At 63.7% G+C, this 17,431-nt stretch carries 10 protein-coding genes; 6 read left to right on the top strand and 4 right to left on the bottom strand.

Annotated features, from left to right (window positions below):
- Positions 1-124: 124 nt before the first annotated feature.
- Positions 125-547 carry a hypothetical protein gene (locus H6718_24120; protein MCB9588517.1) on the bottom strand — a complete coding sequence of 141 codons (423 nt, stop codon included), beginning with the start codon at positions 545-547 and terminating at the stop codon, positions 125-127.
- A gap of 572 nt (positions 548-1,119) precedes the next feature.
- Here H6718_24120 and H6718_24115 point away from each other — a divergent pair.
- From H6718_24115 to H6718_24095, 5 genes are all read left to right on the top strand, one after another.
- Entirely contained in the window at positions 1,120-2,667 is a 1,548-nt protein-coding gene (locus tag H6718_24115) for an ammonium transporter (protein ID MCB9588516.1), read from the top strand.
- 177 nt (positions 2,668-2,844) lie between these two features.
- On the top strand, positions 2,845-4,308 hold the full coding sequence (locus H6718_24110) for a glutamate--tRNA ligase (GenBank protein ID MCB9588515.1): 1,464 nt from the start codon (positions 2,845-2,847) through the stop codon (positions 4,306-4,308).
- A gap of 11 nt (positions 4,309-4,319) precedes the next feature.
- Positions 4,320-5,285 (top strand): CPBP family intramembrane metalloprotease, encoded by a 966-nt coding sequence (locus H6718_24105; protein MCB9588514.1) that lies wholly within the window; start codon positions 4,320-4,322, stop codon positions 5,283-5,285.
- Between the two features lie 29 nt (positions 5,286-5,314).
- Entirely contained in the window at positions 5,315-7,333 is a 2,019-nt protein-coding gene (gene speA / locus H6718_24100; GenBank protein MCB9588513.1) for a biosynthetic arginine decarboxylase, read from the top strand.
- A 243-nt stretch (positions 7,334-7,576) separates the two neighbouring features.
- Positions 7,577-8,257 (top strand): lytic transglycosylase domain-containing protein, encoded by a 681-nt coding sequence (locus H6718_24095; GenBank protein MCB9588512.1) that lies wholly within the window; start codon positions 7,577-7,579, stop codon positions 8,255-8,257.
- Positions 8,258-8,285: 28 nt separating this feature from the next.
- On the opposite strand, the gene H6718_24090 is transcribed toward H6718_24095, so the two are convergent.
- From H6718_24090 to H6718_24080, 3 genes are all read right to left on the bottom strand, one after another.
- The gene (locus H6718_24090) at positions 8,286-9,368 is read right to left on the bottom strand and encodes a transcriptional regulator (GenBank protein MCB9588511.1); all 1,083 of its coding nucleotides are present in this window, start codon (positions 9,366-9,368) and stop codon (positions 8,286-8,288) included.
- A gap of 97 nt (positions 9,369-9,465) precedes the next feature.
- Positions 9,466-10,431 carry a hypothetical protein gene (locus H6718_24085; GenBank protein ID MCB9588510.1) on the bottom strand — a complete coding sequence of 322 codons (966 nt, stop codon included), beginning with the start codon at positions 10,429-10,431 and terminating at the stop codon, positions 9,466-9,468.
- A 111-nt stretch (positions 10,432-10,542) separates the two neighbouring features.
- Positions 10,543-12,186 carry a serine/threonine protein kinase gene (locus H6718_24080; protein MCB9588509.1) on the bottom strand — a complete coding sequence of 548 codons (1,644 nt, stop codon included), beginning with the start codon at positions 12,184-12,186 and terminating at the stop codon, positions 10,543-10,545.
- Positions 12,187-13,580: 1,394 nt separating this feature from the next.
- Here H6718_24080 and H6718_24075 point away from each other — a divergent pair.
- Entirely contained in the window at positions 13,581-17,393 is a 3,813-nt protein-coding gene (locus tag H6718_24075) for a hypothetical protein (GenBank protein MCB9588508.1), read from the top strand.
- Positions 17,394-17,431: the final 38 nt, after the last annotated feature.

The following is a 17,431-nucleotide window of genomic DNA, read 5'->3' as shown; positions in this document are numbered from 1 at the left end:
GAGCATAGCTCGGCGCGGAAGGCGCTACCCCAGAATGACTCGAATGTGAAACCCGAAAGCAAAGAGGCCAACCCGTTCGGGTTGGCCTCTCGCTTCCTTGCTGCGCTCAGTTACGCTGAGTGACTCAGGCGGCCTTGGCCTTGGCCTTCGCCTTCTTGCTGCGCGCGACCTTCTTCTTCGCGGGAGCGGCAGGCGCCTTGGCGGCCTTCTCCGCGCGCTTTGCGCGCTTGGTGGCTGCGCCGTGCTGGTCGAGCAGCGCGGGGGTTGAGAGACGCTCCAGGCGGGTCTTGTAGCCCTCGTCCTTCGTGCGCTTCTCGAGGTCGAGAATCGAGGTGATGAGCTTGCCGCGAGAACCGAACTTGTCCTTCACGGTGCTGAGCACGCTGTGGAGGTGAAGCAGCTTCTTGTTGGACACCTTGGCCAGGCCCTTGACCTCGCTCACGCGGTCAATCCACAGCTCGTCGGTGGCCAGCGCTTGAACGGCGGCAACCAGCTTCTCTTTGTTCTCGAACTTCTCTTTGACTACTTGCAGGGGGGTCTTTTTCACGATGGCTCTCCCGTAGGAAGTGCCGGCGGACTCGTCAGCCGACTTGGGGCGCTCAGCGCAGCAGACCATCTGCTTTGTTGAGGCGCGTCCGACATGGCCCGAAAGTCTGGTGAGACACCAGATGGGGTCGGGCGACGTAGCAGGCCAAGCGGGGCGGCGCAAGGGGTGCTCGGGCTCGTGACCCGCGGTCCTCACCCCCAAACCCGGGCGTCGGCAACGCAGCGTGAAACATACGTCGATGGGGGCTCGGCCCCATGACCGGCGTTGCTCCAAGGGGATCCAGAGTGTTTCGTTGTGCCTTGGGCGCCAGCGCCTTGGCTCGCCACGCCAATCCTGGGGCTGGGCGGAGTTCGAGCGGTTTTTCTGCGACCCAGGGGCTGACGGGGGATTTCGGGAAGGCTTCCGACACACCGCGGCATTGGTGTCGAGGCGACCCGCCGCCGAAAGAAATCCGAAACGGGCGCAGCCGCAGAGTCGCCCCACGGTTCAGCGCGCTGAGCCGAAGAAGATCGGATGGAGCGGAGATCCCAATGACATCGAACCACACCCCTCTGTACGCATGGGCCATATCCATGCGGAATCGAATCGGGCTAGCGCTTGTCGCGCTGGCGGTCGCGCTCAGCGCTGCTTCCTGGTCGCAGGCAGCGTTCGCAGACGAACCGGCGCCAGCGCCGGCGGCAGAGGCTCCGGCCGAAGCCAAGAAGAACATGACGTTCGAGGAGTTCCAGGAGAAGTCCGGAATCAAGGACGACGAGTCGCTGGAGAACAGCCCGCTCGGGAGCGCTGGTGGCGGCACGCCCGTCAATCACCTCTGGACGATGGTGGCGGCGATCCTCGTGTTCTGGATGCAGGCCGGCTTCGCCCTCGTGGAGTCGGGATTCACCCGCGCCAAGAACGCCGTCAACATTTTCATGAAGAACTTCATGGACTTCTCCTTGGGGTCCATCATCTTCTGGGCGCTCGGGTTCGGGCTGATGTTCGGCGTGTCGAACGGCTTCTTCGGCACCACTGGCTTCATGCTGAAGGGCTACGACAACGAGACATGGTCGTTCACCTTCCTGATGTTCCAGACGGTGTTCGCCGCCACCGCGGCGACGATCGTCTCGGGCGCCATGGCCGAACGCACCAAGTTCACCTCGTACTTGATCTACTCGGTGTTCATCACCGCCATCATCTACCCGATCTTCGGTAGCTGGGCGTGGGGTGGATTGTTCAAGGGCGGCGGCTGGCTCGAAGCCCCTGAAGGTGGCTTCCTGGCGAGCAAGGGCCTGCCCGGCTTCATCGACTACGCGGGTTCCACCGTCGTTCACAGCATCGGCGGCTGGGCGGCGCTCGCTGGCGCCATCGTGCTCGGACCGCGCATCGGCAAGTACGACTCCAAGGGCCGCCCGTTGCCCATTCGTGGCCACAACATGGCGCTTGCCACGGTTGGTGTGTTCATCCTCTGGATGGGCTGGTTCGGCTTCAACGCGGGCAGCACCACGGCGGTGACCGGTGGCGGCGCGGACCCGTTCGGCGGCTCGGGTAAGGCCTTCGCGCTGATCGCTGTGAACACGAACCTCGCGGCCTGCGCGGGTGCAGTGATGGCGATGATCGTGGTGTGGGGCATGACGAAGAAGCCCGACATCGGCATGACCCTGAACGGAGCGCTGGCTGGCTTGGTCTCGATCACCGCGCCTTGCGCCAACGTCTCCCCGATGTCCGCGGTCGTGATCGGCGCCATCGGTGGTGCACTCGTCGTGTTCGCCGTGCAGTTCTTCGACCGCATCAAGGTCGACGACCCGGTTGGTGCGGTCAGCGTCCACGGTGTGTGCGGCGCTTGGGGCACGCTCTCGGCGGCGATCTTCAACCATGGCGGGTTCACCGGAGCGCAGCTCGCGACGCAGGCCATCGGCGTGCTCGCAGCATTCGTCTGGTCCTTCGGCCTCGCGTTCATCCTGTTCAAGGTGATCAAGGCGACCGTCGGTCTGCGCGTCACGGCTGAAGAGGAAATCGAAGGTCTCGACATCACCGAGCACGGCAACGAGGCCTACCCCCGAGAGCTGGGTGGTGGTCACGGGATCGACCCCGATGTGGCCGAGGCTGCAGGGCTGAAGGCAGCCGAGACCGCCGAAGCCTGATTTCGGCAGCAGGCTGAGCGACGCTCAGCCGAAGCTTGGAGCGGCGCCCCCTGACTTGTGTCGGGGAGCGCCGTTTCGGTTTTTGTTGGGGGAGAGGGCCAATCGGGAGCCAACCCCGCGTGACGTATCAGCAAAAAGGGCGGCGACCGCCCGAGCATCATGCTACTCGCGGGCGCCATGGCCAGCGACCCCAAGCCCCGCGTTCGCTTCGCTCCCTCTCCAAGCGGCTACCTGCACATCGGTGGCGCCCGCACGGCGCTGTTCAACTGGTTGTGGGCTCGCAAGCTGGGCGGCAGCTTCGTCTTGCGCGTGGAAGACACGGATCAGGATCGCAGCTCGATGGAGAGCGTTCAGGCGATCCTCGACGCCATGCGCTGGCTAGGCATGGACTGGGACGAAGGCCCCGGCGTCGGCGGCCCTCACGAGCCGTACTTCCAGAGCGACCGCAAGGCGATCTACAAGGAGCACGCCGAGAAGCTCATTTCCGAGGGGAAAGCGTACCGCTGTTACTGCACCAAGGAGGAGCTCGACGCCCAGCGCGAGGCGCTCAAGGCGGAGAACCCCAAGGCGCAGTTCAAGTACCCGGGCACCTGCCGGAACCGCACGGATTCCCCCGACCTGCCTCACGTGGTGCGCTTCAAGGCGCCCACCGAGGGCAGCACCGCGTTCGACGACAAGGTGTTCGGCGTGATCGACACCCCGAACAAAGAACAGCAGGACTTCGTCATCATGCGGCGCGACGGGCTGCCCCTCTACAACTTCGCGGCGGTGATCGATGACCACCTGATGGAGATCAACCTGGTCGCTCGTGGCCGCGATCACATCGGCAACACACCCCACCAAGTGATGCTCTACCAAGCCTTCGGCTGGGAGTGCCCGGACTTCGCGCACCTGCCGATGATGCTCTCACCCAAGGGCGAGAAGCTCAGCAAGCGTCATGGCCACGTCGCGGTGCAGGACTACCAGGCGCGGGGCTACAGCCCGATGGGCGTGCTCAATTATCTCGCGCGCTTCGGCTGGTCCTTCGGGGACCAAGAGATCTTCAGCCGTCAGCAGCTGATCGACGCCTTCGACTGGACGCGAGTGAACCGCGGCGACGGTAAGTTCGACGACAAGAAGTTCGCCGACGTGAACTTCGAGCATCTCAAGCAACCCGAGCTGACCGACGACGACGCCTACGTTGCCCAGGTGAAGCCTTTCCTCGAGGAAGCGGGCCTTGGAGACGACGAAGGCCGAGTGCGCGCGGCACTGCCGCTCATCCGTGAGCGCGCCCGCGACTTCAAAGACGCGGTAAATCACCTGGATTTCTACCTACGCGAGCTGCCAGTGATGGACGAGAAGGCGCAGAAGAAGTTCCTGGTGCCGGACAACGCAGAGCACCTGCAGGCCTTCCGCGAGCGCTTCGCCGGCTTCGAACCGTGGCCCGCTAGCGTCGGCGAGGTAGACCCCATGAACGAGGCGCTCAAGAGCTGGCTGGAAGAGACCGGGCGCAGCATGAAGCAGGTCGCTCAGCCGGTGCGCGTCGCGCTCACGGGCCGCACCGCCAGCCCTGGCCTGTTTGAGGTGATGAGCGTCCTTGGCCGCGAGCGCTCCTTGGCTCGCCTCGATCGCGCAGTTGAACTCTGCCGCGCCGCCGGTTGATCGCGCCAACGATGCTCGACTTGCTCGCCGCGCTGGACCCGGAGCTAGTATTTCCCACAAGGGAAATACCAGAGGTCTCCTGGTTTCATGCAGTGCTCAGCCACCCGCTGGTCAAGTCCCTCTTGCCACTGCCGATCCTCGCGGCAATCGCGTGGCCGATCTGGCGCTTCTTTCGCCAGACGTGGAAGGAGCTCGACCAGGAAGCTCGGGCGCTACGCGAAGCAGCGGGCGACAAGACTGACTACCGCCCGGTGGCCTGTCTCGTCATCGTAGCGATCGTGCTCACCCTGCAGGAGTACTACGGCGGAAGGCAGTTCTACGACCAAGTGCTGCGGCCATGGCTGACTGATCTCGAGCCGCACCACACCTGGCTCAAGCTCAAGAAGTACGACGAGTACTACGGCTACTGCTGGTGGTCCTTCTCGCGCGTCGCAGGCTACGTCTTCTTTCCATTTGCCTTATGGAAAATCCTGTTCCGGGAAGACAGCTTGCTCGACATGGGCCTCCGGACGAAGGGCTTCTTCAAGCATGCCTGGATCTACGGGATGTGCCTCGCAGTCGTGGTTCCGGCGATGCTGGTTGTGGCACAGCAGCCCGATTTCGGGAACTACTACCCCTTCTATAAGCAGGCCAGCCGCAGCTGGTGGGACTTCCTGATCTGGGAAGTGATCTACTTTGCGCAGTTCCTGGCCTTGGAGATGTTCTTCCGAGGGTTCATCCTAGGCGCGCTGAAACGCACCATGGGGTTCGCTGCGATCTTTGTGATGGCGGTGCCCTACTGCATGATCCATTACGGTAAGCCTTACCTTGAGGCGCACGGGGCGATCGTCGCGGGTGTCGTCCTCGGCAGCCTTGCGATGCGCACGCGCAGCATCTACTCCGGCTTCCTGCTTCACATCACCGTCGCATTCCTGATGGACTTCCTCTCGCTGTACAAGCGAGGGGTCTTGCCAACTACTTTCTGGGCGGGCGGCTAGCCGCAAGTTCCAAGCACTCGGAGAAAGCCATGAACAAACGGGTCATCGCCAATGGCAAGCGCAGCAAACCCCAGCAGCAGCGACCTGATGTGACACGGAGTCCCGAGTCACGCTCCGAGCGCGTCGTCGAGAGCGACGACGAAGACGAACACGTCTGGACCCCGCAAGAGGGTGGGCAGCTGTATCAAATTCACGGCTGGGGCAGCCCCTACTTCTCGGTGGCGGACAACGGTCACGTGGTCGTGACGCCAGACCCGCTCAAGCCACAAACGGTGGATCTGCACGAGCTGGTGAACAACCTGCGCGCTCGTGGCCTCGGGCTGCCGCTCTTGATCCGTTTCCCGGACATCCTGGGTGACCGCATTCGCCAGATCAACGAGGCCTTCGAGGCGGCGATCAAAGACTACAATTACCCCGCGCACTACCAGGGCGTGTTCCCCGTGAAGGTGAACCAGCAACGCCACTTGGTAGAGGACATCGTGCAGCGCGGTGAGCCGTGGCGCTTCGGCCTCGAGGCTGGCTCGAAGCCCGAGCTGATGATCGCCCTGGCGATGAGCCAGCACGAAGGCAGCCTCATCGTCTGCAACGGCTACAAGGACGCGGCCTTCATGGAGACCGCGTTCGTCGCGCAGCAGTTCGACAAGACCGTCGTCGTGGTGCTCGAGCGGATGGAAGAGCTCGACCTCGCGCTCAAGGCCGCAGAGAAGCTTGGGGTGAAGCCGAGCCTGGGCGTCAGAGCCAAGCTCGCGGCGAAGGGCGTGGGCCGCTGGAAGGATTCCGCGGGGGAACGCGCCAAGTTCGGGCTGACCAAGGCCGAGGTGATCGAGGTGGTGGACCGACTGGCCCAGCGCAACATGCTCGACTGCCTCAAGCTCCTGCATTTCCACATCGGCAGCCAGATCTCCTCCATCATGCCGATCAAGAGCGCCGTGCAGGAGGCCGCGATCATCTACTCCGAGCTCGCGAAGATGGGCTGCGGCGTGAAGTACCTGGACGTCGGCGGTGGTCTCGCCATCGACTACGACGGTTCGCAAACGGACTTCCATGCCTCGCGGAACTACTCGTTGAACGAGTACGCCGCAGACGTCGTCAGCGGCATCCAAGACGTGTGCACCAAGGCCGGCTCACCCATGCCGATCATCGTCACCGAGAGCGGCCGCGCGACGGTGGCCCACCAGAGCTGCCTGATCTTCGACGTCGTGGGCGTCAACGAGGTGCGCTTCGGTGAGCCTCAAGAGCCTGGCCCCGAGGCGCATCGCCTGCTGCGTGACCTCTACGACACCTGGCGCAACGTGCTGCCGAAGAACGTGCAGGAGAGCTACCACGACGCGAGCCAGCTCAAGGAAGAGGCGCAGAGCTTGTTCAAGTACGGCTACCTCGGGTTGCGCGAGCTCGCCCAAGCGGAGAAGCTGTTCTGGAACTGCTGCGAGAAGATCCTCGACACCATGAGCCGGCTGAAGTTCGTGCCGGAAGAGCTCCATGCCTTGGAGCTCACCATGAGCAGCATCTACTACTGTAACTTCAGCGTGTTCCAGTCGGCGCCCGACACCTGGGCCATCGATCAGTTGTTCCCGGTGATGCCGATCCATCGCTTGGAAGAGCGCCCCACGGTGCGCGCGACGCTCGCTGACCTGACGTGTGACAGCGACGGCATGCTCGATCACTTCATCGATGTCGAAGAGGACGCGAGCCGCACCTTGGCGGTGCACCCGCTGAAGGACGGCGAGCCCTACTACCTCGGGATGTTCCTGAACGGCGCCTACCAGGAGATCCTCGGCGACTTGCACAACCTGTTCGGCGACACCAACGCCGTGCACGTGCGCTTGACCGAAGAAGGCTACGAGATCGATCAGGTGATCCGCGGGGATCGCATGAGCGACGTACTGCGCTACGTGCAGTACTCTCCGGATGTGATGATCGACTCGGTGCGCCGCCAAGCGGAGCGCGCGCTGTCTCGCGGCCGCATCACCGTGGAGCAGATGCGCCTCTTGATGAACCACTACGAAGGCTCGATGCTCGCCTACACGTATCTCTCCGAAGGCGAGTGAGCCTGCGGCTGGCACCAAAGCCACTTATGTAAAGCGCTCGCGCAGCTGCCAGGCTGACACTCAAGGCAGCTGCTGACCCACGTTTCAGCGCCCTAGGCCTCTGGATTTTTGGGGGGTTAGGCGCGCTGGCTCGCTCCAACGCCTAGCTCACGTCGCTGCCAAGCTGGCAAAACGCCTGGAGTTTGCGCTGCTCGCCACCTCGCCTGCTAAGATCGCAGAACGCGCGACGCGCGAAGGCCGACGATGAGCGACCCTGAAACCACGACTCGACGCGCGCTGCGCATCCGCCGTCCCCGGCGCGTAGGCGCTACCCTGGCTGGCGGTCTCCTCACGAGCGCGACGCTGCTCGTTGGCGGCAGCGCGGAAGCGGACATCTTCAAGCACGTGGACAAGGACGGCACCATCTCCTTCTCCAACGTGCCAGGGAACAAGCAGGGCTCGCTTTACCTGAAAGAGAAGCCCAAGCTCAAGGTCCAACCGTTTTTCCCTAAGGATACGAGCCCGGAGCGCTACACGCGCTACGACGTGCACATCCGTCAAGCGGCGACGCTGTACCAAATCCCCGAGGCGCTGGTGCGCGCCGTGATCAAGGTGGAGAGCGATTTCGACCCCCGGGCGCTCTCGCCGGCGAACGCCCGCGGCCTGATGCAGATGATCCCGGAGACGGCGGAACGCATGATGGTCACGGACATCTTCGATCCGCGGCAGAATATCTTTGGTGGCGTGCGCTACCTGCGCATCCTCGCCAATACCTTCAACGGCAATCTCGAGCTGACCATCGCTGCCTACAACGCAGGCGAGAACGCGGTGATGCGCTACGGCGGGATCCCACCCTACGCAGAGACACAAGCCTACGTGGTCAAGGTGCTCGGCTACTACCGCCACTTCCGCGCGCTGGATCAGACCTACGGACAGAAGCGCTAGCCGCTTCTCCGCAAGGTTGGATGGGGACTCAGCTCGTTGTGCGCTTCTTGGCCTTCTTGGCCTTCTTCTCTACCGGCTTGTCTTTGACCGGTTTGCTGTAGTTCTTCAGCGCCTCGCTGAGTTCTTCGGTGACCATCTGCACGAGCTCTGGGGGCTCCACGACGCGGGCGCGGGCGCCCCACTCGAGCACCCAGGTGCGTACAGGGATCAGGTTGCCGACTTGCATCGTGAGTCGCACGCCGCCCCCTGATAGGAGCTGTAGCCGCTGACTCGGGTGCACGACGCGCATGCGTACGAACTGCGCTGCTTGGGCATCGAAGTCGATCACGACCTGCTGCTTGTCATCGCTGCGCCAGATGCCGAACTGGCCCTGAAAGTACTCATCGATGGAGAAGCCTTCGGGCAACTCGAAGCGATCCGTCGCCGACGCCTCGGTGTCCCGCATGCGGTCGAGCACGAACGTACGAACCTCGTTCTTTTCCGCATGGAGACCTACGGCGTAGATGCTGTCACGGTGCATCACGAGCGCATAAGGGTGAATCGTCACGCGCTCTTCAGACTTCTTGTCGCTCTGCCGGTACACCATCGACAGCGGGCGCAGGTCACTCACCGCCTGGAAGAGGTCATCGAGCTCTTCCGTCTTTTGCATGTAGTTCTTCGGCGCGTGCGGCAGATAGAGAAAGCGATCTTCGAGGCGAGCGTCGGCGAGTCCAGCGTTGGGACCGCGCCCAGGCCGCTGGGCGAAGTTCAACAGCTTGTTGATCGCCATGTCGATCTCATCGAACAGAGCCGACCCACGCAGCGGCTCGAACAGGCGGCGCGCCGCTAGCAGCGCGTAGGCCTGGGTGCGGCGGAGCTCAACCTTGCGTGGGATCTCCGAAGCACGAATACGCCACAGCTGGGCACCGCTGCGCGGCCGCGTCTTCTCGAAGTCGAAGTCCTTCTCCACTTCCTTGAGGTAACGGCGCATGGTGCGCACGGTGACCCCCAAGTGATCCGCCAGCTCGTACAGCGAGAGGCCCTTCGGATGCTTGGTGAGGATCTCTTGTAGCCGCTCGATGCGCCGATGTTGGGTAAAGCGACCCGATGGACGTCCCAGCTTCTTCACCACAGCCTCTTCACCACAGCCTCTTCACGACAGCCCCTTCACGACAGCCCCTTCACGACAGCCCCTTCACGACAGCTCGTTGGCCATGCAGCGGAACGTACTAGAAGCGTCCGCGATAGCCCAGGCTCAGACCACTGCCATCCAATGCAGGCCCGACGACTGGTCCTGTGACGAACGCTTGCTCCGGGTGTTTCCTCCCCCCCCAATCCACGAAGAACGCGGCAAGGACGAGGGTCGTCACCCCGACGACGCCGGTGGCTCCAATCAAAATGTTGGTGCGCGTCTCTTTTGCGTGTCCGTCATCCAGCAGCGCCTGTGCCTCGGCTTCGGGCAGCGTTGCCTCGCGTTCATCGAAGTCCTGAACCGCCGCCTGAGTGTCGAGACCGCTCCACAGTGTTAGACCACCGAGGACGGCAGTTAGCCCGACGCCGACATAGGCCCAAACCGGACTGAGACCATGTTGCTCGGGCTGTACGTCCTTGGGCGCGCTGTCCTGAGGGGCAGTCACTGCGCCGGATTGATCGACGGCGAGCCGGAAACGCTCCGATGGCGCGAGCTCGAGGTCGCGGGACACGACCTCCTTACCATCCACGGTAACGCTCACGTGGTACTTGCCAGGATTGACCCGAATCGTCGGTGCATCGCCTTTCGAAGATTGGTCCCCCACTTGGAGCTCGATGCTGCGTGAGCCTTTGTCAGATCCCAAGAACTCCACGCTGACACTCGCAACCAACCCCTGTGCTAGCTCGAGCTCGGTCTTCGCTCGCGACTTGAGTTCAGCCTCGGCGGCGGGATCCGCGAGCAGTTGCTCGAAGTGCTCCATTGCCTCGAGGGGCAAGTTCAGCTTCGCTTCCGCGAGGGCCAGGTTGAAGACCACGATCGGATGCTGCTGCACCTCGTACGCTTGGCGAAACTGCGCGAGCGCAGCGGGGTAGTCTTCCTTCTTGAAAGCCTCGACCCCTGCGTCGAAGGCGCGACGTCCGCACTCTCGGGGAGTTAGGTCGCACTCCTCCGCCCCCTGAGCCAACGCTGGCTGAGTCATCGCGGCGATGAGCAAGATGCTCAACCACGAAGCCGCATGGTTAGCTGTCGAGCGCGACGCAGGCACCGGCGCCAGCATAGCAGAGCCGTCCAGAACTCCAGCCGAAAGCAACCAGCGCCCTCGAGGCACGCGACGCTAGAACGGATTTTGGTCGATCACCTTGGACTTTGGCGCGCCTGTGGTGGCTGGCTTCGCTGCAGGCTTTCCATACCAACGCGGCTGCTTGCCGGACTTCGTGGGCGGTTCCTCGCTGGCTGCAGGCGCAGCGCTCGGTACTTCGTCCATGGGCGAAGGCGGTACTTCAGGGGGGAGCAAGCGCTGTTCCGTCAAGCGAAGCAGCACGCTGCGATCGCGATCGGGGACCACCAAGAGCTCCGTCGGTTCGTAGCCTTCTGCGGCGATTTTGACGCTGACGCTGCGCTCCGCACGTGGGAGGTGCGTAACCGCGGGGATACCCTCAACGCGCTGCCCGTCGATGCTCACCGAGGCTGGGACGGCGGGGGTCCAGGTCACCTCGACCGCCACGTTGCCCCCGGCAGCCGCAGCGTCTGGATTTTTCCTCATCGAAACGATGACGAAGATCGCGACCACCGCAGCAAGTGCCAAGCCGATCCAGTACTTCGAGCGACTGCGGGACGTGGTCGTCGAAACCTCTGGGGTGGCGTTGTCGAGACCTGAGTTCAGCTGAGTCGAGTCGCTGGGGAGCGTCGGATGTTGACCGACGCTCTCGACCACGGTTGCCTCCCGTAGCCTGGCCAGCGCGGCTTCTTGCTTTGCCCGCTCGTCGTTGAACGCTTCCGTGATCAGCTCGCCCAGGCGCTCCGCATGGTCCTTGGCGCCGCCCGCTGCCGCAAACGCATCGAGATCGCGCGCCAGCTCATTGGCGGAGGCGTGGCGTCGCTCGGGATCCAGGGAGAGCACGCGGAGCAGGATCGTCTCGAGCGCCACCGGGAAATCGGGGTTGATGCTCCGCGGCGTGGGGACCTCAGCGGAGATGACCTTGCGCAAGGTCTCCATCTCATCTTCCCCGCGGAACAGGCGGCGGCCCATGGCGAGCTCGTAGAGCGTGGCGCCGAGTGCGAACAAGTCCGAGCGGTGATCGTAGGGTTTGCCCAGCGCCTGCTCCGGCGCCATATAGCTGAACTTGCCCTTGATCTGCCCCATGGCAGTCTGAGCGAGACGACCGTCGGCCCGTGCGATGCCGAAGTCGACGACCTTGACCTGGCCGTCGTAGGTGACAATGACGTTCTGCGGACTCACGTCGCGATGGACGAGCCCAAGTCGTCGACCGGTTTCGTCACAGAGCTCGTGGGCATGGTGCAGACCGTCAGCCGCGCGCGCACCAATCCACGCTACGAGGTCGAGGGGAAGTGGTTCCGCTTTCTCGACGAAGCGTCGGTACACTTGGCTGAGCGGCTGGCCATGCAGGTACTCCATGGCCATGAAGAGCACGTCGTCTTCACGCGCGAGCTCGAAGACATGGACGACGTTGGGGTGTGCGAGACGCGAGGCGAGGTTCGCCTCATCGAGGAACATGTCGACGAACTCCTGTTCGTCGGCAAGGTGCTCGTGGATGATCTTCAGCGCGAGCAGCCGCTCGTAGTTGTGGGGGCCAGTGAGGCGCGCGAGATAGACGGATGCAGCACCACCTGCCGCGAGCCGCGCACCCACGTGATACTTGCCGAGCCGCGACCCTGCGAAGCGCGGCGCTCCGCGTCGCCTGGCCGCTTTCATGCCCTTCAGATCGGGCTGGTCTATGTTGGGGGGCGGTAGACTCATGACTCACGCTAGCGGTGGGTCGAACAAGGGCTGGTGAAGAACGTCAGCTTGCGGGAACGCGCGGGCTGACGTTGCACCCGAGCTTAAAGCTGAATCCATGGAGCAGACAACGCGAGTGGAACTGGACACTCAGGAGCGGTTTTCCCTGACCGCCCCAGCAAGTGAATCTGTGATTCGCTGAACAAATCAACACGGCGCTTCCTCGTCTCAAAGTAGCGCGAAGGTGCAAAGCTCCTGCGCCCACACCCTCAGGGGCGGGCGACTTTTGCAGGGAACTACGGAGAAAGGACACTAGACGATATCGGCGCTGGGTCAGACGACGTGGGCAAACCCAGGCGCTCATTTCAAGATGGAAAACCCGGTCGATTCAGTAGCCGAGCGACCCATAACGTTGCGGAATGCCAAACGTAGCCTCGTGAATTGCTTCGCTGGTCCAAACACAATTCAAGTGTGTTGGCTCTGGGTGCCGCGAGTTGCTCCGGTTTGATGCCCAAGGCAAACACACGTTCGGGGTGAATGCGCGGGATGAATGCACGGGGTGAATGCGCGGGGTGAATGCACCAAGCGCGTTGCGCTGACGCTGCGCGGCCTCAACAAACGTCGCCCAAGGCACTGACGCAGAGGTGGGCAGGCTCAGCTGAAACTATTAGGTGCGCCTCCGAGCACCAGCTCGCCTTTCTCGACGCAGCTCGAAAACTCACGGCGCTAACGCTGCGAATGAACCTGGGACAACTCGCAGCCAGAACCCAGGATGGCCGCCCACGCTTTCTGCCGGCGAGGGCAGCTACTGACGACGGCAGCTACTGACGACGGCAGCTACTGGCGAGGGCATCTACTGGCGAGGGCATCTACTGGCGAGGGCATCTACTGACGAGGGCATCTACTGACGAGGGCATCTACTGGCGAGATGCTCGGAGAGGCGAGACCACGAGTGTGGTTGCGGGTGCGAGGCGCACGGCGAGAAGTCAGCCAGAAGGCACTCTGAGAAATCAGCCAAGAGCCACTGCGAGAAGAGTCAGCCTGAGCGCACGGCGAGAAGTCAGCGTGAGGGCAGTGAGCCCGCCTGTCGCTTTTCCATAGCCGCGCGGGGATCGATTTGGGACCATGAGAAGGTTCTGTTGTGCCTGGAGTCAGGTACCGGAGCTTGCTTGGCTATGGTTTCAACACGCCTCCTCCTCAGTTTGGGCGCGCTGGTCGCTGGCGTTGCCTTCTCTTCCTCGGCTGCAGCACAAAACTGCTCGTCTCCGAACCCTGCGGATTGGCCCGCGGCAGCGCGGCCTTACTTCATGCTCGTCGTCGACACGTCGGGGAGCATGATCGCGTGCTCCGCGCCGGGTTTTGCCAACCAACACCCAAACTCGTGTGCATCGAACGCGCCCAGGAACAGCTGCAACATGGAGCCCACGCGCATCAACGATGCGAAGTGTGCGTTGCGCAACACCGTTCAGGCCTTCGCAGGGCAGGTGAACTTCGGCTTGGCAACCTTCTCCCGCACGCTCACCGGCTGCAACGGCGCTGCGTGTGTGGACAGCTGCACCACTGCGAGCGGCAGCAATTGCGCAGACGCGAACAACGGTGAATCGTACTTGGGCAATGGTTGTTCGCTGGGCGGCAGCAGTTGTGGTCCAACTGACATGGACTGCAACAGCGGAGCGGAGCCAGCCTCTCCCCCCAACCTCGCTGCGGGTTGGGACCTGGGCGGACGCGTCGTTGTACCCATGCTCCAAGATCCGAATCCGTGGGGAGCCAATACCCCCACGTCCAACGTGTCGGGGCTCTTAGCCTGGTTCGATGGCGTGTGCGACAACCGGGAGCTGTTCGCTGCGGGCAGCACACCGATCGCCGGGGCGCTTCAGACGGTCCATGAGTACTACCGCGGAGGTTACAACTCGGCGTGGGGTGGAAATAGCTGGTGTGCGAGCAGTGGCTTCGAGATGACCACCCCGCTCACTTCGCAGGACCCGTCCTGCCGTTCGCTCAACGTAATTCTGGTTACAGATGGTAGCGAGCAGTGCAGCGGTAACCCCGCCAACGCTGCCCGCGATCTGTTCAACACCGGGGCGACGGTTGGAGGCGCAACCGTGCCGATTCGCACCCACGTCATCGGCTTCGCTGGGGTGCCGGCTAGCGCGGTAGACCCGATTGCAGATCGCGGCGACGATGGGCTGCTCAACAATTCGAAGACAGCCTTGGTCGCCAGCAACGAGGTGGACCTCGCGCAAGCCTTCGCGACCATCATCTCCTCGGCAATCCGCCCGGAAAACTGCAACAACGTCGATGACAACTGCAACGGCTGCATCGACGAGGGCTACTTCCACTACTGCAACACCCGCACGGACTGCTGCACCGGCAGCCGCGCCAGCTGCCTCTCGCAGTACGCCACCTCCGTCGCCAACGGCACCCCCGACGTCACCAAGATCCCCTGCGTGACCTCAGCGCAGTCGGCTAACCCAACCCTCGGCCTCTGCCCCAACGCCGGTGAGCAGTGCAACGGCGCCGACGACAACTGCGACGGCCAGACCGACGAGGGCTTCGGCGACCCCGTCTGCTGCCCGATGCCTGAGACCTGCAACGGCGTCGACGACAACTGCGACGGCATCGTCGACAACGCCTCTGGCTCTTCGGCGCCCTTCTCCCTGCCAGGCTGCTCCCAGTGTGTTCCCTCAGCCGAGATCTGTGACGGCTGTGACAACGACTGCGACGGACAGGTCGATGAAGGCATCGCTGCTATTCCCTGCGGATTCAGCCCGCCGGCTAACTGCGCCGGCGTCCGCTCATGCCCCGCGGGTGGCACCGTCTCCACCCCCAACGGCTGTCTACCGGGACATCCTGCTCCAAGGCTCACCACCTGCTCCGCCGTCCCCGCGACGGAGATCTGCGACGGCCTCGACAACGACTGCGACAACCAGATCGACGAGGTCGCGCCCACCGCGTGTGACGTACCGGGTATGCCAGGCCTCAATTACGGCCCCAACTCCCAGTGCAAGCGTGGCACCAAGCCCTGCAACGGCACCTGCACCGGATACGTTGGGCCCAGCGCGGAGATCTGTGACGGCATCGACAACGACTGCGATGGCAGCGTCGATGAGGGCACGCTCCCCGGCGAAGGCAACGAGTGCGGCACCAACGCTGGTCAGTGCCAGAAGGGCCTGACCGACTGCGTGGGTGGTGTCCTCGTCTGCTCCGGCGGCAGCCCGCCCGCGCCCGAGGTCTGCAACGGCGTCGACGACGACTGCAACGGCATCACCGACGACGCGCCCCTCATGGATGCGCCCACCAACTCCGCCTGTTGGAATACCAGCCCCACCGGCTGCACCCCGCCGCCCAGCTGTCAGCATCAGGGCCTCGCCTGGTGTCCGCCTCCCGGCGCAACCTGCCAAGGCAACGGCACGCTCACCTCACCCTGTCAGACCGGCACACTCGTCTGTGACGGACTCAACGGATGGGCCTGCTCAGGGGGCACCGTGCCTTCCAGCGAGGTCTGCGACGGCGCCGACAACGACTGCAACGGGCAGTCCGACGACGCCCTCGGCTCACCGGTCGGAGATAGCTGCGGCATCGACACCGGGGAGTGCTCCAAGGGCCTCAACGTCTGCGACAACGGCACCCTCAAGTGCCAAGGCGGTCAAGGACCAGTCGCAGAAACCTGCGACGGCAAGGACAACGACTGCGACAACCAGATCGACAACGGCATTCCGCTCGGAAACGCCTGCAACGCCACCTACGACACCACTCTCTACCCAGGTAACCGCGACCAGGGTGAGTGCCGACCTGGTGTGCTCGCGTGCGACACCCAAGGCTCCGGCAACCTCATCTGCAACGGAGGCATCGGCCCGACCCCCGAAGTCTGCGATGGCAAGGACAACGACTGCGATGGCCAGGTCGATGAAGCAGGACCCGCGCCGGACGGCATCGACGGCACGACCGATCCCAACGACCCAACCCGCAAGATCGGTGACGCCTGTGGTGTCTCCGAAGGCGAGTGCTCACCGGGCAAGCTCGCCTGCGTCCAGGGCTCGGTGGTCTGCTCCGGTGGCGTCGGGCCGCAGCCTGAAACCTGCGACTGTCTAGACAACGACTGCGACGGACAGATCGACGAGGACGCGAGCCCCAACGAGCAAGCTCTGTGTAACCCTGGCAAGACCTGTGTCGAAGCTAGCGCGGGCAACTGCCAGTGCGCCGAGCCCTGCGGCTCGGGCGAATTCAAGTGCCCCACCGGCTCCGACTGCAAGAATGTCGACCGCTCTGGCACTGACACGTCCGCCGGGGACTTCTGTGTCTCGGATCCCTGCGGAGATTGCACCACCAAGACCACCTTCAACACCAATGGCTCGCTCGCCTGCGGACCCGAAGGCACGCCGACCATCGGCGGGCGCACCGTCCCCGTCTGTGAGTGCAAGGGACAAGCGGGATGCCAAGGCCCCTGCTACGGCATCGCCTGTCCCGACGGACAGCAGTGTGTTCCCTACGGAAGATTCGCTGGCGAGTGTCGACCCGACACCAACTGCAACTTCTTCGGATGCACCGGTGGGCTCGCCTGTCACAACGGCGCCTGTGTCGATGACCCGTGCGATCCCAATCCCTGTCAGCCGGGCGAAGTCTGCAAGCCCAACGGCACCTTCACTGACGCCACCTGCACCGGCTCCTGCGCTGAAGTCTCCTGCCCCGCAGGCGAAGTCTGCAAGGGAGGCACCTGTGAGCCCACCGGCTGTGGCACCGACTGCCCCGCAGGTCAGGTCTGCAAGGGAGATGCGGACACAGGCTTTGCATGCGCCGACAGCTCCTGCGTCAATCCATTCTGCGACGACGGAAGCACCTGCGATCCCATCGATGGCTCGTGTGGTGACGACCCCTGTGCCGGTGTGCTCTGTCCCACCGGTCAGGAGTGTCGCGAGGGGGACTGCTACACCGAGACCGCCGGTACTGGCGGAACCGGTGGTACCGGCGGAACCGCGGGCAACGGCGGAACTGGTGGCAACGGCGGAACCGCGGGCAGCGCCGGAGCCACAGGTGGCAACGCGGGCAATGCTGGCAACGCTGGAACCGCTGCGGAAGAGCCGAAGGGGATCTGGGGTCTGGCAACTGGCGGCGGCGGCTGTGCTTGCCGCACTCAACCCGGCGGTTCCCGTCAGGGTCTATGGCTCGGTCTGCTCCTCTTTGGGTTGGTGCGCCGCCGCCGTAGTCGCTCCCAATCGGCGCGCGCCTGAGCGTGGGCTCGTGAAGGCTGGTTCCGTTGTTCGCGGAA

It is taken from the genome of Polyangiaceae bacterium (assembly GCA_020633205.1).
GTDB lineage: Bacteria > Myxococcota_A > Polyangia > Polyangiales > Polyangiaceae > JAHBVY01.
This window is presented reverse-complemented; position numbering and strand designations above follow the sequence as displayed.

Excerpts from the sequence above, each read along its gene's own strand:
- H6718_24115 (MCB9588516.1), top strand. The coding sequence starts at position 1,120 with ATGCGGAATCGAATCGGGCTAGCGCTTGTCGCGCTGGCGGTCGCGCTC.
- H6718_24105 (MCB9588514.1), top strand. The coding sequence starts at position 4,320 with ATGCTCGACTTGCTCGCCGCGCTGGACCCGGAGCTAGTATTTCCCACA.
- H6718_24110 (MCB9588515.1), top strand. The coding sequence starts at position 2,845 with ATGGCCAGCGACCCCAAGCCCCGCGTTCGCTTCGCTCCCTCTCCAAGC.
- H6718_24080 (MCB9588509.1), bottom strand. The coding sequence starts at position 12,186 with ATGAGTCTACCGCCCCCCAACATAGACCAGCCCGATCTGAAGGGCATG.
- H6718_24095 (MCB9588512.1), top strand. The coding sequence starts at position 7,577 with ATGAGCGACCCTGAAACCACGACTCGACGCGCGCTGCGCATCCGCCGT.
- H6718_24075 (MCB9588508.1), top strand. The coding sequence starts at position 13,581 with ATGGAGCCCACGCGCATCAACGATGCGAAGTGTGCGTTGCGCAACACC.
- speA (MCB9588513.1), top strand. The coding sequence starts at position 5,315 with ATGAACAAACGGGTCATCGCCAATGGCAAGCGCAGCAAACCCCAGCAG.